This window comes from Leucobacter komagatae (assembly GCF_006716085.1).
GTDB classification, from domain to species: Bacteria; Actinomycetota; Actinomycetes; order Actinomycetales; family Microbacteriaceae; genus Leucobacter; species Leucobacter komagatae.
Window position 1 is genome coordinate 12,984 of sequence record NZ_VFON01000002.1, and the last position, 21,131, is coordinate 34,114.

The window sequence follows — 21,131 nt, forward strand, 5'->3', positions numbered from 1 at the left end:
ACAAAGCTGGGGTGAAGGGCCAGGTGGCAGGTGCCCTCCTACCGGGCGTCCATCTCGTGCGGGTTCGACCCGAAGTTCTTCTGCTCGTCGAGGGCGTCAATCGCGGCCATCTCGGCGTCCGAGAGTTCGAAGTCGAAGATCTGTGCGTTCTCCACCATGCGCTCGGCGCGCACGGTCTTGGGGAACACGATGCGCCCCTGCTGCGCGTGCCAGCGGAGGATCACCTGAGCCGGGGTCTTCGAGTGCGCGGCAGCGGCGTCAGCGATTGCCGGGCGCTCGAACAGGTCTGACTTGCCCTGCGCGAGCGGCCCCCAGGCCTCAATGCGGATGCCCTTGGACTCGCAGTACTCAACGAGTTCGCGGCGCTGGTGCAGCGGGTGCAGCTCGATCTGGTTCACGGTCGGCACGACGCCGGTCTCCGAGATGATCTCCTCAAGGTCAGAGATCTCGAAGTTCGAGACACCGATCGAGGCCGCGCGCCCCGACTCGTGGATCTTCAGCAGCGACTTCCACGCGGTGAGCGCCTCGCCAAACATCGGCTGCGGCCAGTGCACGAGGTAGAGGTCAACGCGGTCAAGCCCGAGCTTCTCGAGGCTCTCGGCGAAGGCCTCCTCGCCGCGGGTCTGGTCGCTGTTCCAAAGCTTCGTGGTCACGAACAGCTCGTCGCGCGGGATGCCGCTCGCGGCGATCGCAGCCCCCACCTCGGCCTCGTTCCGGTAGATCGCGGCGGTATCGATGTGACGGTAGCCTGCGGCGAGCGCGTCGGCGACAACGCGCTCCGCTTCGCCTGGGTCGACCTTGAAGACGCCCAGCCCGAGCTGGGGAATCTCGGTGCCGTCGTGCAGGGTGATGTTCGGGATATCGAGTGCAGCCACAGTCTCTCCTTGAAGTCGAATGGGTGCCAGTCTATGACTCGCGCGATAATGGATCCTGTTATGTCGAACCCCGAAAGCCACGCCCCCCGCATCGAGTTCCCCGAGGACCTCCCGGTCTCGCAGATGCGAGACGAAATCCAGCAGGCGATCTCCGACCACCAGGTCGTCATCGTCGCGGGCGAGACGGGGTCGGGAAAGACCACGCAGCTCCCGAAGATCGCGCTCGCGCTCGGCCGCGAGCGGATCGCGCACACGCAGCCGCGCAGGATCGCCGCCCGCACAATCGCCGAGCGCATCGCCGAGGAGACCGGCACCGAGCTGGGCGGACTCGTGGGCTACCAGGTGCGGTTCACTGATCAGGCGTCGAAGGACACGAAGATCCGGCTGATGACCGACGGCATTCTGCTGAACGCGATCCACCGCGACCGCGATCTCAAGGCGTACGACACGATCATCATCGACGAGGCGCACGAGCGTTCGCTGAACATCGACTTCCTGCTCGGATATTTGCGCACGCTGTTGCCCCGCCGCCCCGACCTGAAGGTGATCATTACGTCGGCGACGATCGATCCCGAATCGTTCGCGAAGCACTTCGCCGACCACCGCACGGGCGAGCCCGCCCCGATCATTGAGGTGTCGGGCCGCACCTACCCCGTCGAGATTCGGTACCGGCCACTCATCGAAGAGCGCGAGGTCATCGACCCGAAAACGAAGCAGGCGAAGACCCGCAAGATTGAGCGCGACGTGTTCGAGGCGATCGGCGAGGCCGTCGACGAGCTCGGGCGCGAGTCACGCGGCGACGTACTCGTGTTCCTCTCGGGCGAAGCGGAGATCCGCGACGCGGCCGACGCGCTGCAGGGGCGCGCGGGTCGCGGCGGGCCTGCGAACCGCACCGAGATCCTCCCCCTCTACGGCAGGCTCTCGGCGGCCGAGCAGCATCGGGTGTTCGAGCGTCGGCAGGATTCGGGCGCGCGCCGGATCGTGCTCGCGACGAACGTCGCCGAGACCTCGCTCACCGTCCCGGGAATCAAGTACGTCATCGATGCCGGCACGGCGCGCATCTCGCGCTACTCGTCGCGGTCAAAGGTACAGCGGCTCCCGATCGAGGCGATCTCTCAGGCGAGCGCGAACCAGCGTTCCGGCCGGTCGGGGCGCACGAGCAACGGCATCGCGATCCGGCTTTACAGCGAGGAAGACTTCGAGTCGCGCCCCGCGTTCACGGAGCCGGAGATTCGGCGCACCGGCCTTGCCAGCGTCATCCTGCAGATGCTGTCGCTCGGGTTGGGCGACATCGCGGGCTTCCCGTTCCTCACTCCCCCGGACCAGCGCGGTATCCGCGACGGCCTCGGCCTGCTCGAAGAGCTCGGGGCGGTGCGGCCCGCTGGGCGAGGACGCGCGAAGCGCGGCGCAGACGCGCCGGCTTCTGACGGTGCGACCCACGCGATCACGAAGACGGGCCGCGAGCTCGCCCGCCTGCCGATCGAGCCTCGGTTCGCGCGTATGGTCATCGAGGCGCGCAGGCACGAGGTCGTTCCCGAGGTGCTCGCGATTGTCGCGGGGCTCACGATCCAAGACGTGCGCGAGCGGCCCGTCGCTGAGCGCGCGCAGGCCGACCAGTTCCACGCCCGGTTCAGTGACCCGCTCGGCGACCTCATGACCCTGCTGAACCTCTGGAACCACCTGCAGAAGCAGCAGGCGGAGCTCTCGTCGAGCGCGTTCCGCAGACTCTGCAAAAAGGAGTTCTTGAACTTCTTGCGGGTGCGTGAGTGGATGGACCTCGTCAGGCAGCTCTCGCGGGCAGCGGGCATCAAGGGGCAGGTGCGCGAGGTGACCGGCGGGTCAGCGGAGCTCATCCACCGGTCGGTGCTTGCTGGCCTCCTCTCCCAGCTCGGCGTGCGCGATGACCGGCAGGATAGGAGCGCCCCGGGCCGCGGTCGCGAGGTGCCCGGCGCGGTGAAACGCAAGCCGGCGCAAGAGTATCTCGGCTCGCGCGGCACCCGGTTCGTGCTCTATCCGGGCTCGGTGCTCGCGAAGAAACCGCCGGAGGTCGTGATGAGCGTCGAGCTCGTCGAGACGAGTCGCCTCTTCGCTCGCTCGAACGCTCAGGTCGAGCCAGAGTGGGCCGAGGAGCTCGCGGGGTCCCTCGCGAAGCGGCAGCTTTCTGAGCCCCGCTGGGAGCGCAAGCAGGGCGCGGCCGTCGCGACCGAGCGCGTCACACTGTACGGCGTGCCCATCGTGACCGGCCGTCGCGTGCAGCTCTCTCGCTTCGACCCAGTTGAGGCGCGCGAGCTGTTCATCAGACACGCGCTCGTCGATGGCGACTGGGATTCACCCCAGGCATTCGATCGCGCGAATCACCAGCTCCGGCGCGAGCTCGTGCAGCTCGAAGAGCGTACTCGCCGCCGCGACATTCTCGACGGCGACGAAGCGGTGTTCGAGTTTTACGACGCCCGCATTCCGAAGGATGTTGCGAGCACCCGCGACTTCGAGGGCTGGTGGAAGACAAAGCGGTCGGAAGACCCGCAGTACCTGCACCTCAAACGCGAAGACCTTGTCGAGGAAGAGTCGGCCGAGGTCGATGAAACCGAGTACCCCCGCCAGTGGCAACACGGTGACCAGTCGCTGAAGCTCAGGTACCGGTTCGACCCGACGAGCGACGACGATGGCGTGACCGTCAACGTGCCGCTCCCCCTCCTGCCGCGTCTTGCGCAGGGCGACTTCGAGAAGCTCGTGCCCGGCATGCGTGAGGAACTCGTCACAGCGCTCATCAAGACGCTGCCGAAGGCGATCCGCAAGCATGTCGTGCCCGCTGCGGACTGGGCACGCACGCTGCTCAGCGCGGTTGGCCCGAAGCTTGACGGTGCCGCTGCGGGTGGCCTCGGCGCGGGTGGCTCCGACGTGTCGCTCACGCAGCTGCTCGCCGACGAGATCAGGCGCCGCACGAGCCAGCAGGTGCAGCCGAGCGATTTCGACCCTTCGCGGCTCCCGGCGCACCTCACGCCAACCTTCCGCATCATCGACGCGCGCGGCCGCACGGTAGGAGCTGGCAAGGATCTCGCCGAGCTCCAGTCAAAGCACAGGGAGCAGGCGACAAAGGGCGTCGCCAGGGTTGCGCAGGCAGCGCTCCCGAAGAGCGAGCTCGAGCGCACCGGCGCGACGACGTGGGATTTCGGCGACCTCCCCAAGCACGTGGATTCGAGCTACGCGAAAGGCCGCTCGGGCAGCGCTGGCGTCGTTCGCGCCTACCCGGCGATCGTGGATCGGCGCACGAGCGTCGACCTCGGGCTCGTCGCCGACGAGGCCGAGCAACGGCGCGCGTCGCGGCGCGGAATTCGCCGCCTCGTCGTGCTGTCGAGCCCATCACCCGCGAGCTACGTGCGCGACCATCTCTCGAACCAGGAGAAGCTGCTACTCGGGGCAGGCCCGTACCGCTCGCTCGACACCGCGATCGCCGACGTGTCACTCGCCGTTGCCGACCGGGTGATTCAGCGTCACGCACCCGACGGGCTCGTCTGGCGCGCGGCCGACTTCGAGGCGATCGCGAACGACTACGCACGCAGCCTCATCGACGAGATCTACGGCACAATCGCGCTCACCGCAAAGGTGCTCGACTGTGCGAGGCTCGCGAAGAAGGCGATCGACCAGGTGAAGTCGCTGCAGGTGCTCGGTCAGGTCGCCGACGCCGCAAAGCAGCTCGACGGTCTCGTGTTCGACGGCTTTGTGTCGCGGACAGGCGCGACCCAGCTCGAGCGCGTTCCCGTCTACCTCGAAGCGCTGAAGCTGCGCATGCAGGCGCTGCCCACGAACCCCGGCCGCGACCGAGCGTGGCAGAACGACGTCGACCGCGCGCTCGTGCTCTTCGACGAGGCAGGTGGGAAGATCCCGCTGCCCGCGGACCCGCCCCCGCACCTCGAGCGCGCACGCTGGCTCATTGAGGAGTTTCGGGTCAGCCTGTTCGCGCAGCAGCTGCGTGCGGCCGAGGCGGTCTCGCTCACGCGCATCCAGAAGGCGCTCGCCGGGTAGCGTGCCCCGCGCGCTTACCGCGCCTACCGCGCCTACCGCGCGGGAACGAGGAGACGGATGAAGCGCACCCGCCGATCTGCCAGGTAGGCGACCTCGACCGCGACGCCCGGCACGAACCTGGGCATGTCACCGAGATTGATGCGGGTGCGAGTCACAGCGCGAAACGTCGCTTCGGGCGTGACCACGTCGATCGTGAGATCGGCGGCAGCCGACCCGGCCTCGCTGACGTCGGTCGCCGCGATCTCGACGAGCTCGCCAGATGCACGCGGCGCGCCGCGAAACTCCCAGTCGAGGTGGCTGCTGCCGGTGAATTTCCAGATCGCAGCGACGACAAGCCCGCCGAACACGGGCACGAACACCGGCGCGGGAGACGACCACGGGTGCTCGGCCGTCGCCGTGGCAACGAAAGCCAAGGCAGTCGCACAGCCGAGCACGACGAGCGCGCCCCACCTGAGGAGGTCGCGCGTTCGCCTAGTCATCAGCCCCGCTCTCATGGCCATGCCCCAGGCCCCGCGCCCGCTCCAAGCCCCGCGCCCGACCCTTGGCCGCGAGCCATACCTCGTAGCGCTCGCTCACGCGTGCCGCGATGCGGTCGTAGCTCACCCAGCTGTCTGGCACGTGGTAGATCGTCTCGCCCGTGTCCCAGAACTCGTCGGCGTAGTCGTCGAGGTAGGAGCCCTCGTCGGCGTCGTAGTAGGCCTCGGCGAACCGGCCGCCGCGCTGGCTGAAGAGCTCGCCCGAGAGCACACCGTCACACGCGGTGCGGATCGCGGTGCCCGGCGTGATGGTTCGCGCGCGAAGCGCGGTGACGGTGTCACCCAGGCCGACCTCGTGCTCGGTGGCCAGCAGCCCCGCCTGCGCCGCCCACGCAAGAAACATGCCCATATGGGTCGCGCCGGCCGAGGCCGGCACGTCGGCCGGGAAGTCGCCCCCGGTGTGCCACTTCACGTCGTCAAGCTTCGCCACGTGCCCTCCTCACACTCCATGCTGCTCAGCGATGGCCACACCCGAGTGAACGGAGGGCGAGCATTCGGTGAATTCTGTGCGCGCTGCCCGTGCCAAGCAGATCCCCCGCAGCGCCACGCGCACGAGTCTGCGCAGGGCAACCGCCAGCGGGCGCTCAACCATCCCAGACGGTCTCTCGATGCCCCCAAATATTCACCGTGCCAAAACGGCGAACCTGCTCGAATTGCGAAGGCCTTGAGCACTAGAATCGCCTGATGGGCATTTATCGTGAGCTCGCACGTAATGAGGGCGTTTTTCGTATTCTTTTCTCGCAGCTCACGGCGAGGTTCCCGTTTGGGATGCTGTCCATCATTGTGCTGTTGCACATGCAGGAGCAGTTCGGCGAGTACACCGCTGCCGGCATCGTGCTTGCCACGCAGAGCATCGGCCAGGCGATCTCGGGGCCGCTCTCGAGCCGCCTTATGGGCCGCTTCGGGATGCGCCGAGTGCTCTGGATCACCTCGGTGCTCTGCAGCGGCTTCATCGTGCTCATCGCGTTCGTGCACCTGCCGCTCGCGGTCACCGCGCTGATCTCGTTCTCGATCGGGCTCACCACGCCGCCGATCACGCCCGCGGTGCGCACGCTCTACCCGCGGCTCGTTCCGGGCAAGCAGATCTCCGCGCTGTTCTCGCTCGATGCGGCGGCACAAGAGCTCATCTGGGTGCTTGGCCCGGTCATCGCCGTGTTCGTCGCAGCACAGTTTGGCACCGCGGTAGGCCTGTCGGTCGCAGCAGCGTTCATGCTGTGCGGCGGCGCCTGGTTCATCATGAGCCGCCCCGTCGGTGTCGTGAAGATCCCGCCGTCGAAGGCGAGTCTCGGCGCGGTACTCAAGCGCCCCACCGTCATCATTGCGACGGTCATCGGTTTCTTCTTCGTCGCGTCGTTCGCCGCGATTGAGGCCGGCGTCGTGCGCGCGTTCGCGCCCGCCACGGAGGGCGGCCACTCGAGCATCGAGTCGGGCATCGTGCTCGCCGTGTTCGCCGGCGGCTCGCTCGTGGGCGGCCTCATCATTGGGCACCGCCCGCTGCGCCCCTGGTCGCTCGCGATTAGGATCGGGATCGTCCTCCTCGGCACCGCAGCCTGCCTCGTGAGCCTGAACATCTGGTGGCTTTCGATCGTGCTGTTCATCGGCGGGCTCGGAACCGCGCCGACGTTCGCGGGCATCTCGAGCATGATCGGTTCGACGATTAAGTTCTCCGAGACCGCAGAGGCATTCGGGTGGATCGGCACCGGCCAGCTCGTCGGCGTCGCGACGGGCTCGGCGATCGCTGGCGTCGCTATCGACGCGATGGGGGCTGAGGGCGCGATCATCGTGTCGACCGCCCTGATCCTCATCGCAGGCATCATCGCCGCGTGCACCACGAAATGGGTGCCCGACCTCAAGGACCGAGACATCGAGCAGCCGCCCGAGACTGGCACCATCACGCTTCCGCTTCCGTAACATTCGCGCGTGAGCAGCTTCCGCGCGGGCCCGGGGTAGCGCTATCTTTAGCGCATGACAAGCAAGCGATTTGCCGCGAGCCTCGCGGCCGCGCTCCTCGCACTCGGCCTCGCCGGGTGCTCAACGGCCTCCCCCGAAGTCGCGGTGGGGCCAGTTCCGCTCCAACCAGATGGCGGAGGGTCTTCCGCCGTGGCGGATGGGTCGCTCGCTGACAGCGGCGACCTCACCCGCCTCGGTGCCGAGGCCTCGCAAGCGAGCGCGGTGCGTTCGATCGTGCGCACCGCGAACGTCACGATGACCGTGAAGTCAGCCCGCACCGCGGCCCAGGAGATTGGCGCCCTCGCCGAGCGGCTCGGCGGCTCCGTCACGGCGCAGACGCTCACGGGCGAAGGCGGCGCAGTGTTCGCGGGTGACATCGGCATCAACGTGCCGACGGCGAAGCTCGACGACGCGATCGCTGAGCTGGGGAAGCTCGGCAACATCACCTCCGAGCAGCGCTCATCCGACGACATCACCGAGATGCACGTTGATCTGAAGGCGCGCGTAGCCGCGCTCGAGGCGTCGGTCGATCGGCTCACCCAGCTCATGGGACAGTCGGCGACAACGAGCGAGCTCATCGAAGCGGAGACTGCGCTCTCCGCGCGCCAGCAAGAACTCGATGGGCTGCGGGCGCAGCTCGAGTCGGTTGAGGGCCAGGTCACCGAAGCGAGCATCTGGGTGTCATTCGGCGAAGCGAGCGCGCTACCCGGCGGCGGCCCCCGTACGTTCTGGGATGCGCTGCAGGCGGGCTTCGCCTCGATCGGCACATTCTTCGTCGGGGCGTTCATCGCCCTCGGGTTCGCGCTCCCCTGGCTCGTGCTTGCGGCGCTCATTGCCCTCGCGATCATCATCCCAATCCGCAGACGACGACGCGCCCGAGCGACCCCGCCCGCTGAGAAACCACTGAGCGCGGATTCGACGGAATCAGTCGCAGAGCCCGACGCTCCCTAGTGAATCACGCGTAGCACACGCCCGTTCCTTACCTAATAAGCAGCGCGTGGGGCGCTAGTGCTCCGCACCCAGGTGTGAAAGACTAGCCTGAACCAGTCACCGACGAAGTCACTAAGGAGTGAGTCAACTATGGGCACCTTCGCCGTCATTAACCCGGCTACGGGCGAGAAGCTCGCAGAGTACCCGGACGCGACAGCTGCTGATATCGAAGCGGCGCTCGCTTCGACGCAGCAGACCTACCAGGAGTGGTCGCGCAAGACCACCGTCGCCGAGCGTGCGGCACTCGCCAAGCGCGCGGCAGAGCTCTTCGACGAGCGCAAGGAAGAACTCGGCGCGATCATCAACCGCGAGATGGGCAAGCCGCTCGATCAGTCGATCGGCGAGGCTGAGTTCTCGGGCGCGATCACCGCTGCGTTCGCCGACAACGCTGAGAAGTGGCTCGCCGACGAGCACCTTGAGGTTGAGGACGGTCTGAAGACCTTCTTCCGCTTCCAGGGCACCGGCGTGATCCTCGGCATCATGCCGTGGAACTACCCGTACTACCAGGTCGCGCGCTTCGCCGTGCCGAACCTGATCCTTGGCAACACCATCGTGCTGAAGCACGCAGCGCAGTGCCCCGAGTCCGCACTCGCGCTCGAGCAGCTCTTCCTCGACGCTGGCTTCCCGAAGGGCGCCTACGTCAACATCTTCGCGACGCACGACCAGATCAGCGACATCATCGCTGACGACCGCGTGCAGGGCGTCTCGCTCACCGGTTCGGAGCGCGCAGGCGCGATCGTCGCTGAGCAGGCGGGCCGCGCGCTGAAGAAGTGCGTGCTTGAGCTCGGCGGCTCGGACGTCTTCCTCGTGCTCGACTCGGCGAACCTCGACCACGCTGTCGAGCACGCTGTCGGCGGCCGCATGGAGAACACCGGCCAGGCATGCAACGGTTCGAAGCGCATCGTGGTCATGGACAAGTACTTCGACGAGTTCTCGGAGAAGTTCCAGGCCGCTATTGCTGGCCAGTCGTACGGCGACGGCGACTTCGGCCCGATGTCGTCTGACGCCGCGACCAAGACGCTCACCGCGCAGGTTCAGGGCGCGATCGACCAGGGCGCAGACGTTGTCGTGGGCAACAACACCCCCGAGGGTAACGTCTACACCCCGTCGATCATCACGAACATCACCCCGGCGATGGACGTGTACAGCCAGGAGCTCTTCGGCCCCGTCGCGCAGCTGTACAAGGTATCGAGCGACGAAGAGGCGATCCAGCTCGCCAACTCCTCGCCCTACGGCCTCGGCTCCGTCATCATCTGCGACGATCTCGATCGCGCCGAGCAGGTTGGTAACCAGCTCGACGTCGGCATGGTCTTCATCGGCGGCGCCGGCCTCGAGGGCGCTGACGTGCCCTTCGGCGGCGTGAAGAAGTCGGGCTACGGGCGTGAGCTCGGCAAGGTCGGCATGCTCGAGTTCGCGAACAAGAAGCTCTTCCGCTACGCGGGCTAAGCGCTTGCCAAAGCACTGAGGGGGTGCGGATCCGATCGGATCCGCACCCCCTCAGTGCTTTACGGTGGCTCGTGTGCTACCGTTCGAGCAGCCGCAGCTGCAGCATCGCTTCGAACCTGTCGTCGGCGTTCTCGAGATCGATACCGCTGATCTCGACGGCGCGACGCAGCCGGTACCTAAACGTATTCGGGTGCACGAACAGCATGTCCGCAGCCTTCGCGACGTCGCCGAAATGGTCGAACCAGGCCCGCAGGGTGTCGACGAGGTGCCCCTTCTGCTTCGCGTCGTGCTCCATGAGCCTCGACACCGGGCCCGTAAACTCGTCGCCGCGCACCACCATGAGGTCTCGCAGCTCGAGCATGAGCACTGAGGCGTGCACGTCGCTGAGTCTGGCGACGCGAGACCGCGCGAGCCCCTGGCGCTTCCGCGGCCTGGGCTCGGTCTCTGGCTGCTGGGCCACGGCCTGGCCAGCTGCGGGCTCCAGGAGCGCCCTGAGCACGCGCCTCGCCGACGACCGCGACCGCGCAATACCGCCGATGTCCTCGGCCGGCGGCCCGACAGCGATGACGGCAGACATGCGACTGCCGACCCTGTCGAGGAAGTCTTCCATCGTGCGCACCGCGTGGTCGCCGGTCGGGTCGTTCGGCTCAGGCAGGATCCCGTACGCCGTGTCGCCGAGCAGCGCGACCGCGGAGCCCGGGCGCATCGCCGACAGATGCACGGCGAGCGCGTCTGCAAAGCGCTCGCGGTCGGCCATCAGCGCCTGATCGCCGCCCTGCTCCGTGTCGGTGAGCACCGCCGCGACGACGCACACGGGTTGGCCCGAAAGGTTCAGGCGCGCGAGCGCCTCGCTCGCGCCGTGCCCGCCCTCAAGCGCCGTGCTCAAGAGCTCGGCGCGCAGCCGCCGCTGCACGTCTGCGCCCGCGCGCACGCGGAGCAGGTGCAGGGCGACGAGCTTCGCCGCGTCGCGCAGCGTGATCCGGCGCTCCTCGGTCAGCGGCCCGTCCATCGCCGCCCAGATTGAGCCGAGCACCTCGTCGCCCGCGCGCACGCCGATCGCGACGCGCTGCGTCGACATGTCGGCCTCGGCTTCAATGCGCGAGATAACGACGGGATCCTCGCTGCGATAGAGCTCGCGGAACACACCCTGCTGGGTGAGCTGGTGACGGTACCGCTCGGGCACGCGCCGACCGATGATTGTCTCGGCACGCGCCGGATCCGCTTCCTCCTGCCTGCCCGAGAACGCGAGCACGCGCGACGACCTATCCTCAATCGTCACGGGCGCGTCAAGCAGCGACGAGATCGCGTTCGCGACCGCGAAGAGGTCACCCGACGGGATGCCGCCGAGCGAGTCGACGTGAGTGTCCCCCACGTCGTCTTCCGCAAGCAGCGAGCGCAGCAGCGCGGCAAGCTGCGTCCACGTTGCGCCGCGCGCCAGCCCGAGCACGACGATGCCGTGCTCATCGGCCGCGCGCTGCACTTCCTCAGTGATCTCGACCGGCGAACGAACGACAACGGCCGCGGCCGAGTGGCTCGCGAGCCCCTCGAGCACCTCAGCCAGCGCCGCACTGCCATGGACGCCGACGCCGAGCACGACCGCGTGGCGCGGGTAGACCGGCTCATCGACGGGGTCATAGATCACGACACCGCCAACGTCTTGCTGGTCGTCGATGCGGCCGTGGGCGACCTCGAGCAGGGTAAGCCCGAGGTCGTCCAACACCCGGCCGAGGCTGAACCGGGTAAATCGTGGTTCTTGCCGGTCGCTCATGAAGGGAAGCATATCGCTAGCACCCGTCTTCCGGCGTGAGCGGCGCCCGCACGGCTAGACCGCGATCCACTCGACGCTGGTGGTGAACTCCTCGAGCAGCTCGGGGATCGGCGCGACGCCGAGACCGGGGCCAGTCGGCACGGTGAGGTGGCCGTTCTCCATGACCCAGGGCTCGGTGATGTCGGTCTTGTAGAAGCGGTTGCTCGACGACACGTCGCCGGGAAGCGTGAAGCCGGGAAGCGACGCGAGAGCGATGTTCGCCGCGCGGCCGATGCCCGACTCGAGCATGCCGCCGCACCACACCGGAACGCCAGCGGCCACGGCGATGTCGTGGATGCGTCGCGCCTCGAGGTAGCCCCCGACGCGGCCCGGCTTGATGTTGATGATGCTCGTCGCGCCGAGGCGGATCGCCGCCGACGCGGTCTGAGCCGAGGTCACCGACTCGTCGAGGCAGATCGGGGTCTTGAGCATCTTCGCAAGGTCGGCGTGACCGACGATGTCTTCCTCCTCAAGCGGCTGCTCGATGAGCAGCAGGTCGAAGTCGTCGAGCTTCGCGAGGTGCCGGGCGTCGCGCAGGGTGTACGCGGTGTTCGCGTCGACCTGCAGCTGGATCTCGTCGCCGAAGCGCTCGCGCACTGCGCGCACCGCCTCAATGTCCCAGCCCGGCTCGATCTTCAGCTTGATGCGCACGTAGCCCTCGTCGATGTAGCTGCCGACGGCGTCGAGCAGCTCAGGGATCGAGTCCATGATGCCGACCGAAACACCGCAGGGCACGACGTCACGCGCGGAGCCGAGCTCGCGGCCGAACGAGCGGCCCTCTGCGCGCAGCTCGGCGTCGAGCACAGCGGTCTCGAGCGCGGCCTTCGCCATCGGGTGTCCCTTAAACTTGTGCAGCGCTTGGCCGACCCCGTTCGCGTCGGTGACGTTCGCGATGGCCTCGATGAAGTAGCGCTTCATAATGTCGGCAGCGCCGTCAGTGTACTCGGGCGAGTACAGCGGGTCACCGAGGGTGACGCACTCGCCCCAGCCCTCGGCCTCGTCGGTGACGGCCTTGACGAGCAGGATGTCGCGCGCGGTCTGCGTGCTGAACGACGTGCGGAACGGCGATACGAGGGGCAGCCCAACGCGGCGCAGCTCAAAGCCTTCGATCTTCATCAGTCTTGTTCTCCTTCGGTTGATGCGTGTTGCAAGATGTAGCCGGTGCCGCGCTGGAATCCAACGATGCGGGCGCCGCTGTTCAGGTGGGAGGTGAGCTGCTCGCGGATCAGGCCGCGCCACTCCCGGGCGCCGTCGGGATCGCTGACGCGGAGCCCCTCGATGTCGTCAGGGATCGCGACCGCGAACCCCTCGGCCGGGGCGGCAGCCGAGCGGTCACCGCCTGCGAGCCGCGAGACGCTGTCGTCGAGCAGGTGCCAGCGCACGAGCAGTCTGTCACTCAGGTCGCCCGCGTTGATCGTGTCGGCCATGAGCCCGTAAAAATTCTCGAGATACTCGACCGGTACGGCGCCGAGCTTGTTGAAGTTGAAGTTCGCGTTGCGCGAGACGAGCGGATCGTACGTCCACTCAATCGCCTCGATGCCGCGGTCGAGCGCCCAGGCCCGCTGGTGCAGCTTTATGCCGTAGCCGACCGACTTCCCGACCAGCCCTGGCACCACACCCGTGATGTGGCTGTGCAGGGTCGAGCGCTCCGGGCTCGAGTGCAGCCCGAGCGCCGCGCCGACGAGCTCGCCGTCGAGGAATGCGCCCGCAATGTAGTTACCGGTCTTTCCGAGCACCCGCATGATCTCTTTGGGCACGACGGGGTTGTCGGCGGTGCGGCCCCAGATGAGGGCGAGCAGGTCAATCACCTGGGCTTCCTCTTCGCTGCCGCTCATCTCACGAACGGTCACGCCGGTGAGGGCGGCCGCGCGCTCGGCATCGGCGTGCGCCTGCTGCCGCATGTGTGGGGTGATGCGTTCTTCAGCCATCATGCACCGGCTTTCGGGTCGTTGAGGAGGCTCGCGACGAGCTCGGTCAGCAGCAGGGTTCTCGGTTCGATCTCGGCGATGAGCACGTGCTCACTCTCGGCGTGAGCGCCACCGCCAACGGCGCCGAGACCGTCGAGCGTTGGCACGCCGATGCCCGCGGTGAAGTTGCCGTCGCTCGCCCCGCCAACCGCGACGCCCTCGAGCGGGTCGAGCCCGAGGCGCGAGGCGATGGCCTGTGCGCGGTCAAACAGCTCCGCCGCTGAGGCGCTCTCAAACGGGGGTCGGTTCGGCCCACCGATGACCTCGAGCTGCGCGCCCCCCAGCACCGGGCGGAGAGCGAGCATCGCCTCGTGCACCCGATCCTGCTCGGCGAACGTGCGTGCGCGCACGTCGACCTTGAATGAGGCCCGCGCCGGCACCGTGTTGCTCGTCGTGCCCGACGTCGCGACCGTCGGCGTCACGGTCGTGCCGAGTTCTGGGTTCCCGAGGCCCGCGACAGCGATGAGCTGATGCGCGAGCTCGAGCGAGGCGTTCACGCCCTTCTCGGGTTCGAGGCCCGCGTGAGACGCGACACCGTAGACGACGAGCTCGTAGAGCGAGACGCCCTTTCGCTCAATCTTCAGCGCCCCGCCGTCGGCCGACGCCTCAAGCACGAGCGCGGCGTCCGCGCCCCTCGAGGTCTCCTCGATGAGGGCGCGAGAGCTCGGCGACCCGAGCTCCTCGTCGCCCGTGACGAGGATGGTCACGCCATCGCGGTCGTCGAGCGCTGCGACAGCGTGCAGCGCCATGGCGAGGCCGGTCTTCATATCGAAGCAGCCGGGGCCGGTGAGCACGCCCTCGGCGTTCGTGAAGGGCAGCCGTGCGAGGGTGCCGAGCGGCCACACCGTGTCGTGATGCGCGACGAGCAGCACCCGCGTCGTCTCGCCGAAGCTCCACTTCAGGTGGCTCACGCCGTCGATGAGGATCCGCTCGGGTGCGGTGCCGAGCAGCTCACCCCCGAGCTCGGCAACGAGCGCGGCAGACGCGGCGACCGCGTCGTGGTTGTCTGATGGGGACTCGCATTCGACGAGCGTGTGGATCGTCTCGACGATGTCATCGAGGCGCACCGGGTGCGGTGTCATATCGATGGACCTTTCTTCTGTTCCGTGCGGCTCGTGGTCGCCCGGGGCAAGCGTGTGGGGGTGGAGGTTTACCGGAGTTGGCCGCGAAGCCCGCGCCCGGGGTAGGCGTCGACGACGATGTCTTCGTCGCGCACGACGAACTCGCCGGCGACGAGCACGTGCTCGATGCCGATCGAGGGCCGCGTGCTCGCGAGGTAGGTCGCCTGATCGGTGACGCGCTCGGCATCGATCACGACCAGGTCGGCGTCGGCCCCGATGGCGAGGTGGCCCTTCTGCGCGAACGCGGGGGTCGTCGAGTCCATGACGCGCGCGGGCAGGTAGCTGCAGCGCCTGAACGCCTCAAGCCAGCTCCACGCCCGCTGCTCGCGCACCATCATGCGCAGCGACCGCGCGAACGTACCGGAGGTGCGCGGGTGCGTGGTGCCGCCCTCGGGCAGCGGCCACTCGCGCGTATCGACGCTGCCGTCTGGCCAGTTGACCTGCATCGCGTCTGAGGCCACGATGCCGTCGGGGAACGCGAGTGCGCGCTCGAGCAGCGCCCTGTCGGCCGGATCTTCATCGTCGAGGAACTCGACGATGCACGCGGCGCCGGGGTCAATCTTGCGCATGTGGCGCAGGTGGTCTGCGTCGCGGATGCGCTCCCCCGTCGCAACGATCACGATGTTCGCCGGGGTGATCCCCCACACACTGAGGCGCTCGGGGGCGAGGAATGCCGCGCCGATGCCCGTGCTCCCGGCCCCGTATGGGTACGTCTCGACGGTCATCGCGGCCCCGCCAGTCTTCGCCCGCTCGATCACGCCAAGCGTGCGGTCGATGTGCCTGCGCGAGGTACTGTTCACGTGGCAGTGGTGCACCTGGCCGCCGAACTCCATGGCGGCCCGAGCGGCCTCCTCGGTGCCGTCCATGGGCGTCGTCGGGTCGGCCTCGGTGATCTCGCGGACGTGAGTGAACGTCGGCACGCCTACGCGCGCAGCGAGCTCGTTCACGGCGAGGTACTCTGCCGGGTCGGTGCGCGGGGCGTAGCCCTGCAGGATCCCGATCCCGAGCGCCCCGTCCGCGAGCTCACTCTCCAGGCGGCCGAGCCACGCCCGCAGTTGCGCGGGCGTCGAGTCGGCCTGCCACGCCGGGTCGCCGAGGATCGAGAGGCCCTCGGCGAAATCGGCGTTCGCAGAACGGCCGGAAAGCACCTCCGCGCGGGCCATGCCCCAGGAAGCGGAGAACCCGAAGTTGATGGGGCGCCCCTCCCGCATCGCCTTCTCGTAGGCGAGTTCGACGGGCAGCAGCCCCGCCTCAAGTTCGAGCGCCGTTGTCACGCCGTCGCGGGCTTGGAGCCGCTGACCCGCGATCGAGTTCACGTGGCTGTGCAGGTCGACGAAGCCGGGGCCGACGATCTTGCCTGCCACGTCGAGCTCATCGGCGCCCTCGACCTGAAGTTCGAGGCCGATTGCGGCGATCTTGCCGTTCTCGATGAGCACGTCGGCGACGCGGTCGGTTCCGGTTCCCGGATCGACCACGCGCCCGCCGCGCAACAGCACGCGGTTCATCAGGCCGCCACTTCGACGGCGTCGCGCTTGCGGAGGCAGCGAATGTCAGCGTACAGGCACGGCTGGCCATCAACGGTCGTGAACGTGAGTTGCGACCAGGTGGAGAGCGCGTCGGGGCGCGAGACGAACCGGTTCGGCTTCGCGGTCGGCAGGACATCGAAGACCGTTGAGGTGACCGAGCTCGGGTCGAGTCCCTGCGTGAGCTTCGCCTTCACCTGGCCCTCTTCAGTCTTGTATACCTCGACCGAGGTGATGAAGTCGCCGTAGGTGCCAAGCCATTCGTCCTTGACGACAGCCTCAGTCGCGGGCCCCGAGGGGCCTGTGCCTGCGCCCGTCGTCACCCCGACAAACTCGCGCGCGAAGGCGTCGACAATGTCGGCGCCTGCTCGGTTCGCGATGCCGCCGTTGCAGAACACGACGATGACAACGCCGTCGTCTGGGAGCACCTGAAACCAGGCCTTGTTGCCGACCGTCGTGCCGCCGTGCCAGAAGAGCCGGTGGCCCTCCCACTCATCAAGGATCCAGCCGAGGCCCCACTGGGGCGACAGCGCGTCGGCGTCGCCCAGGTCTGCCTGGACCTGCGCCATGAGTTCAACCGACTCCGGGCTCAGCACGTTCGTGCCGGCCACCCCGAGACCGCCGCGCAAGAACGAGCGGCCGAAATCGAGCAGGTCGTCGACGCTGCTGTTGATGATGCCGGCGGGGCCAACGGAGCGCGGGAGGGCGGTCGTCGGTGCGGGGACCCAATCATTCGCGCCAGTGTCGCGGGTGTGACCGTGCTGGTATCGGTGGCTCATGATCTGCTCGGGCAGCGTCAAGAACTGGTGGAGGTCGAGGCGCTGGCTGATGCGCGCCTGCACCGACGCGTCCCAGGTGCGGCCATCGATGAGCTCGATGATGCGGCCGAGCACGACCCAGCCCGAATTGCAGTACGACCAGCCGTTCCCGGGGGTGAAGAGCGGCTCGGCGTCCTTCAGCAGGGCAACGTACTTCTCGATGCAGTCATCGCCGCGGCCGGTGTCGGTGAAGACGTCGCCGTTGATGCCAGACGTGTGCGAGAGCAGGTGGCGGATAGTGATCTTCGTGCCGTCGTCCTGCGTCGAGAGCGGGGTGTCCGGGAGCAGCTCTGAGACGAGCGTCTCAAGCTCGAGCTTGCCTTCCTCGCGCAGCTGCATGATCATCGTCGCGGTGATGATCTTCGTGACGGAGCCGATCTGGCAGAGCGTATCGCGGGTCGTCTCGACGCCGGTGCGGTTGTTCGCCAGGCCGGTACTCGCGACGAAGCGCTGCTCGACCCCGGTCTCACCGTCGATGCGCAGCACGCCCGCGACGATGCCGGGAACGTGGTGCCTCCTCGCGGTCTCACCGAGAAACTGCTCCCAACGCGCGGTGTCGAAAGCAAGTGGGCTCAGAGTGTTCGTCATCATTGACTCCTAGTTCTGGTGTGGTGTGCAGTTCTGTTCTGTGCTGGTGCTACTTGACGAGGATCATCGCGGTGTAGAACTCGTCGATGCCCGACGCCTCAACACCCTGCGAGAAGCTCTTGCCCGAGGTCATCGCAAACGGAACGTAGTCGGCCGACTGGTACATCTCGGCCTCCGCGGTTTCCCAGGCGGCGCAGGCCTCCGCGCCGGTGTGCTGGTTCGCCTCGGCGACGAGCTCATCGAACTTCGGGTTGTTGAGCGCAGCGAAGTTGTTGCCCTTCGGCGGGGTCTCACCCGTGAAATACACCATCAGAGCGCTCGGCACGGGGAAGTTTGCGGAGAGCATGATGGTGTCGATCACCGAGGCCGCGCCGGGCTTGCTGATCTCTTCGATGAACGCGCCGTAATCAGCGCCGTGGTGGTTCACGCCGACACCGATCGCGCCCCACTGGTCGGCCATCATCTCGGCGGTCGCCGCGGTCTCAGCGCCCTTCGACTGCCACGCGAACTCGAGCACGAGCGGCTGCCCATCCTTCGTGCGCTTGCCGTCGGCGCCCTTCTTCCAGCCGGCTTTGTCGAGCATCTTTTCGGCTGCGGCGACGTCTGTTTTCGGAAGGTTCGGGCCCGCCGCGTCGTACTGGCAGACCTGCGGGTTCGCGACGGCGAGGCGCTGGGCGCGCTCGCCCTTGCCAGCGGAGCTCACCTGCATGAGCTCGTCGAGGTTCAGCGCCTTCGTCAGCGCGATGCGCACGTCGCGGTCGGCGGTGGGCTTGCCCTCGGCCTGGCTGTAGAGGATGCCGCCGCTCAGCAGCTTGCCGGTCGCGTAGACGTCAACCTGGCCCTCGAGGCGGTCAGCGTCGGGGCCCGAGACGGTCGCGAGGTTCAGTTCCTTCGACAGGAGCAGGTTGGCGCGGGTGCTCTCGTTCTCAACGATGCTGATGACCACGGTCTTCGGCACACCGGGCGTCGCGCCAGTCGGTGCCCCCTTGGGGCCCCACGTGTAGTCGTCGCGGCGCTCGAGCGTGTAGTGGTCGCCCGTGACGGCGTCGGTCATCTTGTAGAGGCCGGTGCCGTTCGTGGACGTCGCGATGGTCTTCGGGTCGTCGAGCGCGGCCTGGCAGTAGATCGGCATCGTGCCGATCGCAGTGATGCGGAAGGGGTCGGGCTCGGTCGTCGTGATCGTGACGCTCTTGTCGTCGTTCTCGATCTTTGCGTCAGAGGGCACAACCAGGTTGATTGCGGTCGAGTTGTTCGCCGGGTCGGCGATCCACCGGAAGTTGTTCGCGATCGTCTCGGCGGTGAGCTTCGTGCCGTCCGAGCACACAGCGTCGTCGCGGACCTCGAAGTGCAGCGACGTCGGCGTCTCTTCCCACTCCGTCGCGAGCCAGCCCTGGGCGGTGCCCTCGGTGTCGAAGTACACGAGCGACTCGTAGGCCCACGGGGTGACCGAGCCGAGCACCGCGCTCGGGTTGAGCGAGGTGAAGAGCATGCCCGGGTCACGGGTGAGCCCGAAGTTCAGCGTGCCGTCGATGACGGGTTCGCCGCCGCCCGCGCTGCCAGTGCCGGTGCCAGCGCCGCCGCCGGTGCAGCCGGAGAGCGCGAGCGCCCCAACGGCCGCGAGGCCAAGCATCTTGTACGCCTTCATAGTGTGTTCCTTCGTGTTGAGGCTCAGGATTCCATCATCTCGGGAGTGCGCACCCGAGCACTTCGGTGTGGGTTACAAATTTGCACACCCAAGCTGTTCCCCTGAACAGTTCGTGTGGTGTGACCCGCGATTCGGGCCTGGGCGGGCATGCGCGCCCGGAGAGGTGTAGCAATGGGGCGCCACCGGACTCCGCCCGGCGACGCCCCATCGCTCGCTCAGTTACTTGACGAGAATCGTGCTCGGCGCGAACTTCTCGATGCCGTACTCGCTAATGCCCTGCGCGAAGGTGGGGTGCGACATCATCGCGAACGGCACATAGTCGGCCGACGCGTACATTTCGCCCTCGGCTGCTTCCCAGGCCTTGCACCCCTCGGCGCCGGTGCTGTTGTTCGCCTTCTTCACGAGCTCATCGAACTTCGGGTTCTTGAGCGCGGCGAAGTTGTTGCCCTTCGGCGGGGTCTCACCCGTGAAATACACCATCAGGGCGCTCGGAACCGGGTAGTTCGCGTTAAGCCACATCACGTCGATCTTCGAGGCGGCACCGGGGGTGCTGATCTTCTCGATGAACGCGCCGTACTCGGAGCCATCGTGGTTCACGCCCACGCCGATCTCTGCCCACTGGTCAGCCATCATCTCGGCGGTTGACGCAATCTCGGCGCCCTTCGACTGCCACGCAAACTCGAGCACGAGCGGCTGCCCATCCTTCGAGCGCTTCCCGTCGGCGCCCTTCACCCAACCGGCCTCATCGAGCAGCTTCTCAGCGCCCGCGACGTCGGTCTTCGGCAGGTTCGGGCCGACGGCGTCGTACTGGCAGACCTGCGGGTCAACTGTTGCAAGGCGCTGAGCGCGCTCACCCTTGCCCGCCGTGCTCACCTGCATAAGCTCGTCAAGGTCGAGCGCCTTCGTGAGCGCGATGCGCACGTTCTTGTCTGCGGTCGGACGCCCCTCGGCCTGGCTGTACAGGAAGCCGCCAGTGAGCAGCATGCCCGAGTTGAGCACGTCAACCTTGCCCTCGAGCCGGTCGCCGTCGGGGCCGGTGATCGTGCCGACGTTGAGCTCGCCCGAGAGCAGCAGGTTCGCGCGCGTGCTCTCATTCTCGATGATCTTCAGCACGACGGTCTTCGGTACACCGGGGGTCGTGCCGATGGCGGCGCCCTCGGGGGCCCAGCTGTAGTCGTCGCGGCGCTCAAGCGTGAGGTGATCGCCCGTGACGACCTCGGTGACGTTGAACATGCCGGTGCCGTTGCTCGCGGTCGAAACCGACTGCGGGTCGTCGAGCGCGGCCTGGCAGTAGATCGCCTGCGAGCCGATAGCGGTGATCATGAACGGGTCGGGTTCGACCGTCGTGATAGTGACGCTCTTGTCGTCGTTCTCGATCTTCGCGGTCGAGGGCACGACGAGGTTGATCGCGGTCGAGTTGTTCGCCGGGTCGGCGATCCAGCGGAAGTTGTTCGCGATGGTCTCCGCCGTGAGCTTCGTGCCGTCGGCGCAGACCGCGTCATCGCGCACTTCGAAGTGCAGGGACGTCGGCGTCTGCTCCCAGTCTGTCGCGAGCCACCCCTGCGGCTGGCCGTCCGCGTCGAAGTAGATGAGCGACTCGTATGCCCACTGGCTCACCGAGCCGAGCGTGCCGCTCGCGTTCAGCGGGCTGAAGAGCATCCCGGGGTCACGCGCAATCGCGTAGTTCAGCGTGCCGTCGATGACGGGCTCTCCACCGCTCTCGGGGCCGGTGCCGGTTCCGCCACCGCCGCCGCCCGTGCACGCTGACAGCGCCAGCGCCCCCACGGCCGCGAGGCCAACAATTGTGTACGCCTTCATAGTGTGTTCCTTCGTGTTGATGCC

General features: G+C 67.5%; 15 protein-coding genes. 4 read left to right on the forward strand and 11 right to left on the reverse strand.

Going from position 1 to position 21,131, the window contains the following annotated elements:
• Window positions 1-38: 38 nt before the first annotated feature.
• Entirely contained in the window at window positions 39-875 is an 837-nt protein-coding gene (locus FB468_RS14945) for an aldo/keto reductase (RefSeq protein WP_141885533.1), read from the reverse strand.
• Window positions 876-935: 60 nt separating this feature from the next.
• On the opposite strand from FB468_RS14945, the gene hrpA reads away from it, so the two are divergent.
• Window positions 936-4,898 carry an ATP-dependent RNA helicase HrpA gene (hrpA, locus tag FB468_RS14950; protein ID WP_141888433.1) on the forward strand — a complete coding sequence of 1,321 codons (3,963 nt, stop codon included), beginning with the start codon at window positions 936-938 and terminating at the stop codon, window positions 4,896-4,898.
• Between the two features lie 32 nt (window positions 4,899-4,930).
• Here hrpA and FB468_RS14955 read toward each other — a convergent pair whose 3' ends face one another.
• On the reverse strand, window positions 4,931-5,377 hold the full coding sequence (locus FB468_RS14955) for a hypothetical protein (RefSeq protein WP_141888435.1): 447 nt from the start codon (window positions 5,375-5,377) through the stop codon (window positions 4,931-4,933).
• On the reverse strand, window positions 5,370-5,864 hold the full coding sequence (locus FB468_RS14960; RefSeq protein ID WP_141888437.1) for a DUF7832 domain-containing protein: 495 nt from the start codon (window positions 5,862-5,864) through the stop codon (window positions 5,370-5,372). Before FB468_RS14960 ends, FB468_RS14955 begins: the two co-directional genes overlap by 8 nt.
• A 254-nt stretch (window positions 5,865-6,118) precedes the next feature.
• Here FB468_RS14960 and FB468_RS14965 point away from each other — a divergent pair, with 254 nt between their 5' ends.
• The 3 genes from FB468_RS14965 (at window position 6,119) to FB468_RS14975 (ending at window position 9,820) form a co-directional block, all read left to right on the forward strand.
• Complete coding sequence (locus FB468_RS14965) at window positions 6,119-7,345, forward strand: MFS transporter (protein WP_141888439.1); 1,227 nt, start codon at window positions 6,119-6,121, stop codon at window positions 7,343-7,345.
• Window positions 7,346-7,399: 54 nt separating this feature from the next.
• Window positions 7,400-8,335 carry a DUF4349 domain-containing protein gene (locus FB468_RS14970; protein ID WP_141888441.1) on the forward strand — a complete coding sequence of 312 codons (936 nt, stop codon included), beginning with the start codon at window positions 7,400-7,402 and terminating at the stop codon, window positions 8,333-8,335.
• A gap of 129 nt (window positions 8,336-8,464) precedes the next feature.
• Window positions 8,465-9,820, forward strand: coding sequence for an NAD-dependent succinate-semialdehyde dehydrogenase (locus tag FB468_RS14975; protein ID WP_141888443.1), 1,356 nt, complete (start codon window positions 8,465-8,467; stop codon window positions 9,818-9,820).
• Window positions 9,821-9,896: 76 nt separating this feature from the next.
• On the opposite strand, the gene FB468_RS14980 is transcribed toward FB468_RS14975, so the two are convergent.
• The 8 genes from FB468_RS14980 to FB468_RS15015 all read right to left on the reverse strand — a co-directional run bounded on the left by FB468_RS14980 (window position 9,897) and on the right by FB468_RS15015 (window position 21,107).
• The gene (locus FB468_RS14980; protein WP_141888445.1) at window positions 9,897-11,588 is read right to left on the reverse strand and encodes a PucR family transcriptional regulator; all 1,692 of its coding nucleotides are present in this window, start codon (window positions 11,586-11,588) and stop codon (window positions 9,897-9,899) included.
• Window positions 11,589-11,642: 54 nt separating this feature from the next.
• Window positions 11,643-12,743: an o-succinylbenzoate synthase gene (gene menC / locus FB468_RS14985; protein ID WP_141888447.1), complete on the reverse strand. Its 1,101-nt coding sequence runs from the start codon at window positions 12,741-12,743 to the stop codon at window positions 11,643-11,645.
• Window positions 12,743-13,555, reverse strand: a complete 813-nt coding sequence (locus FB468_RS14990) for a GNAT family N-acetyltransferase (RefSeq protein ID WP_211359195.1) — start codon at window positions 13,553-13,555, stop codon at window positions 12,743-12,745. The genes menC and FB468_RS14990 overlap by 1 nt, the downstream gene beginning before the upstream one ends.
• Window positions 13,555-14,676 (reverse strand): M20 family metallopeptidase, encoded by a 1,122-nt coding sequence (locus tag FB468_RS14995; RefSeq protein WP_141888449.1) that lies wholly within the window; start codon window positions 14,674-14,676, stop codon window positions 13,555-13,557. The genes FB468_RS14990 and FB468_RS14995 overlap by 1 nt, the downstream gene beginning before the upstream one ends.
• A 68-nt stretch (window positions 14,677-14,744) precedes the next feature.
• Window positions 14,745-16,220: an amidohydrolase family protein gene (locus FB468_RS15000; RefSeq protein WP_141888451.1), complete on the reverse strand. Its 1,476-nt coding sequence runs from the start codon at window positions 16,218-16,220 to the stop codon at window positions 14,745-14,747.
• Complete coding sequence (locus FB468_RS15005; RefSeq protein ID WP_170219790.1) at window positions 16,220-17,644, reverse strand: serine hydrolase domain-containing protein; 1,425 nt, start codon at window positions 17,642-17,644, stop codon at window positions 16,220-16,222. Before FB468_RS15005 ends, FB468_RS15000 begins: the two co-directional genes overlap by 1 nt.
• A gap of 49 nt (window positions 17,645-17,693) precedes the next feature.
• A complete protein-coding gene (locus FB468_RS15010) occupies window positions 17,694-19,289 on the reverse strand; it encodes an ABC transporter substrate-binding protein (protein ID WP_141888455.1) in 1,596 nt (531 codons plus the stop codon).
• A gap of 219 nt (window positions 19,290-19,508) precedes the next feature.
• Entirely contained in the window at window positions 19,509-21,107 is a 1,599-nt protein-coding gene (locus tag FB468_RS15015; RefSeq protein ID WP_141888456.1) for an ABC transporter substrate-binding protein, read from the reverse strand.
• Window positions 21,108-21,131: the final 24 nt, after the last annotated feature.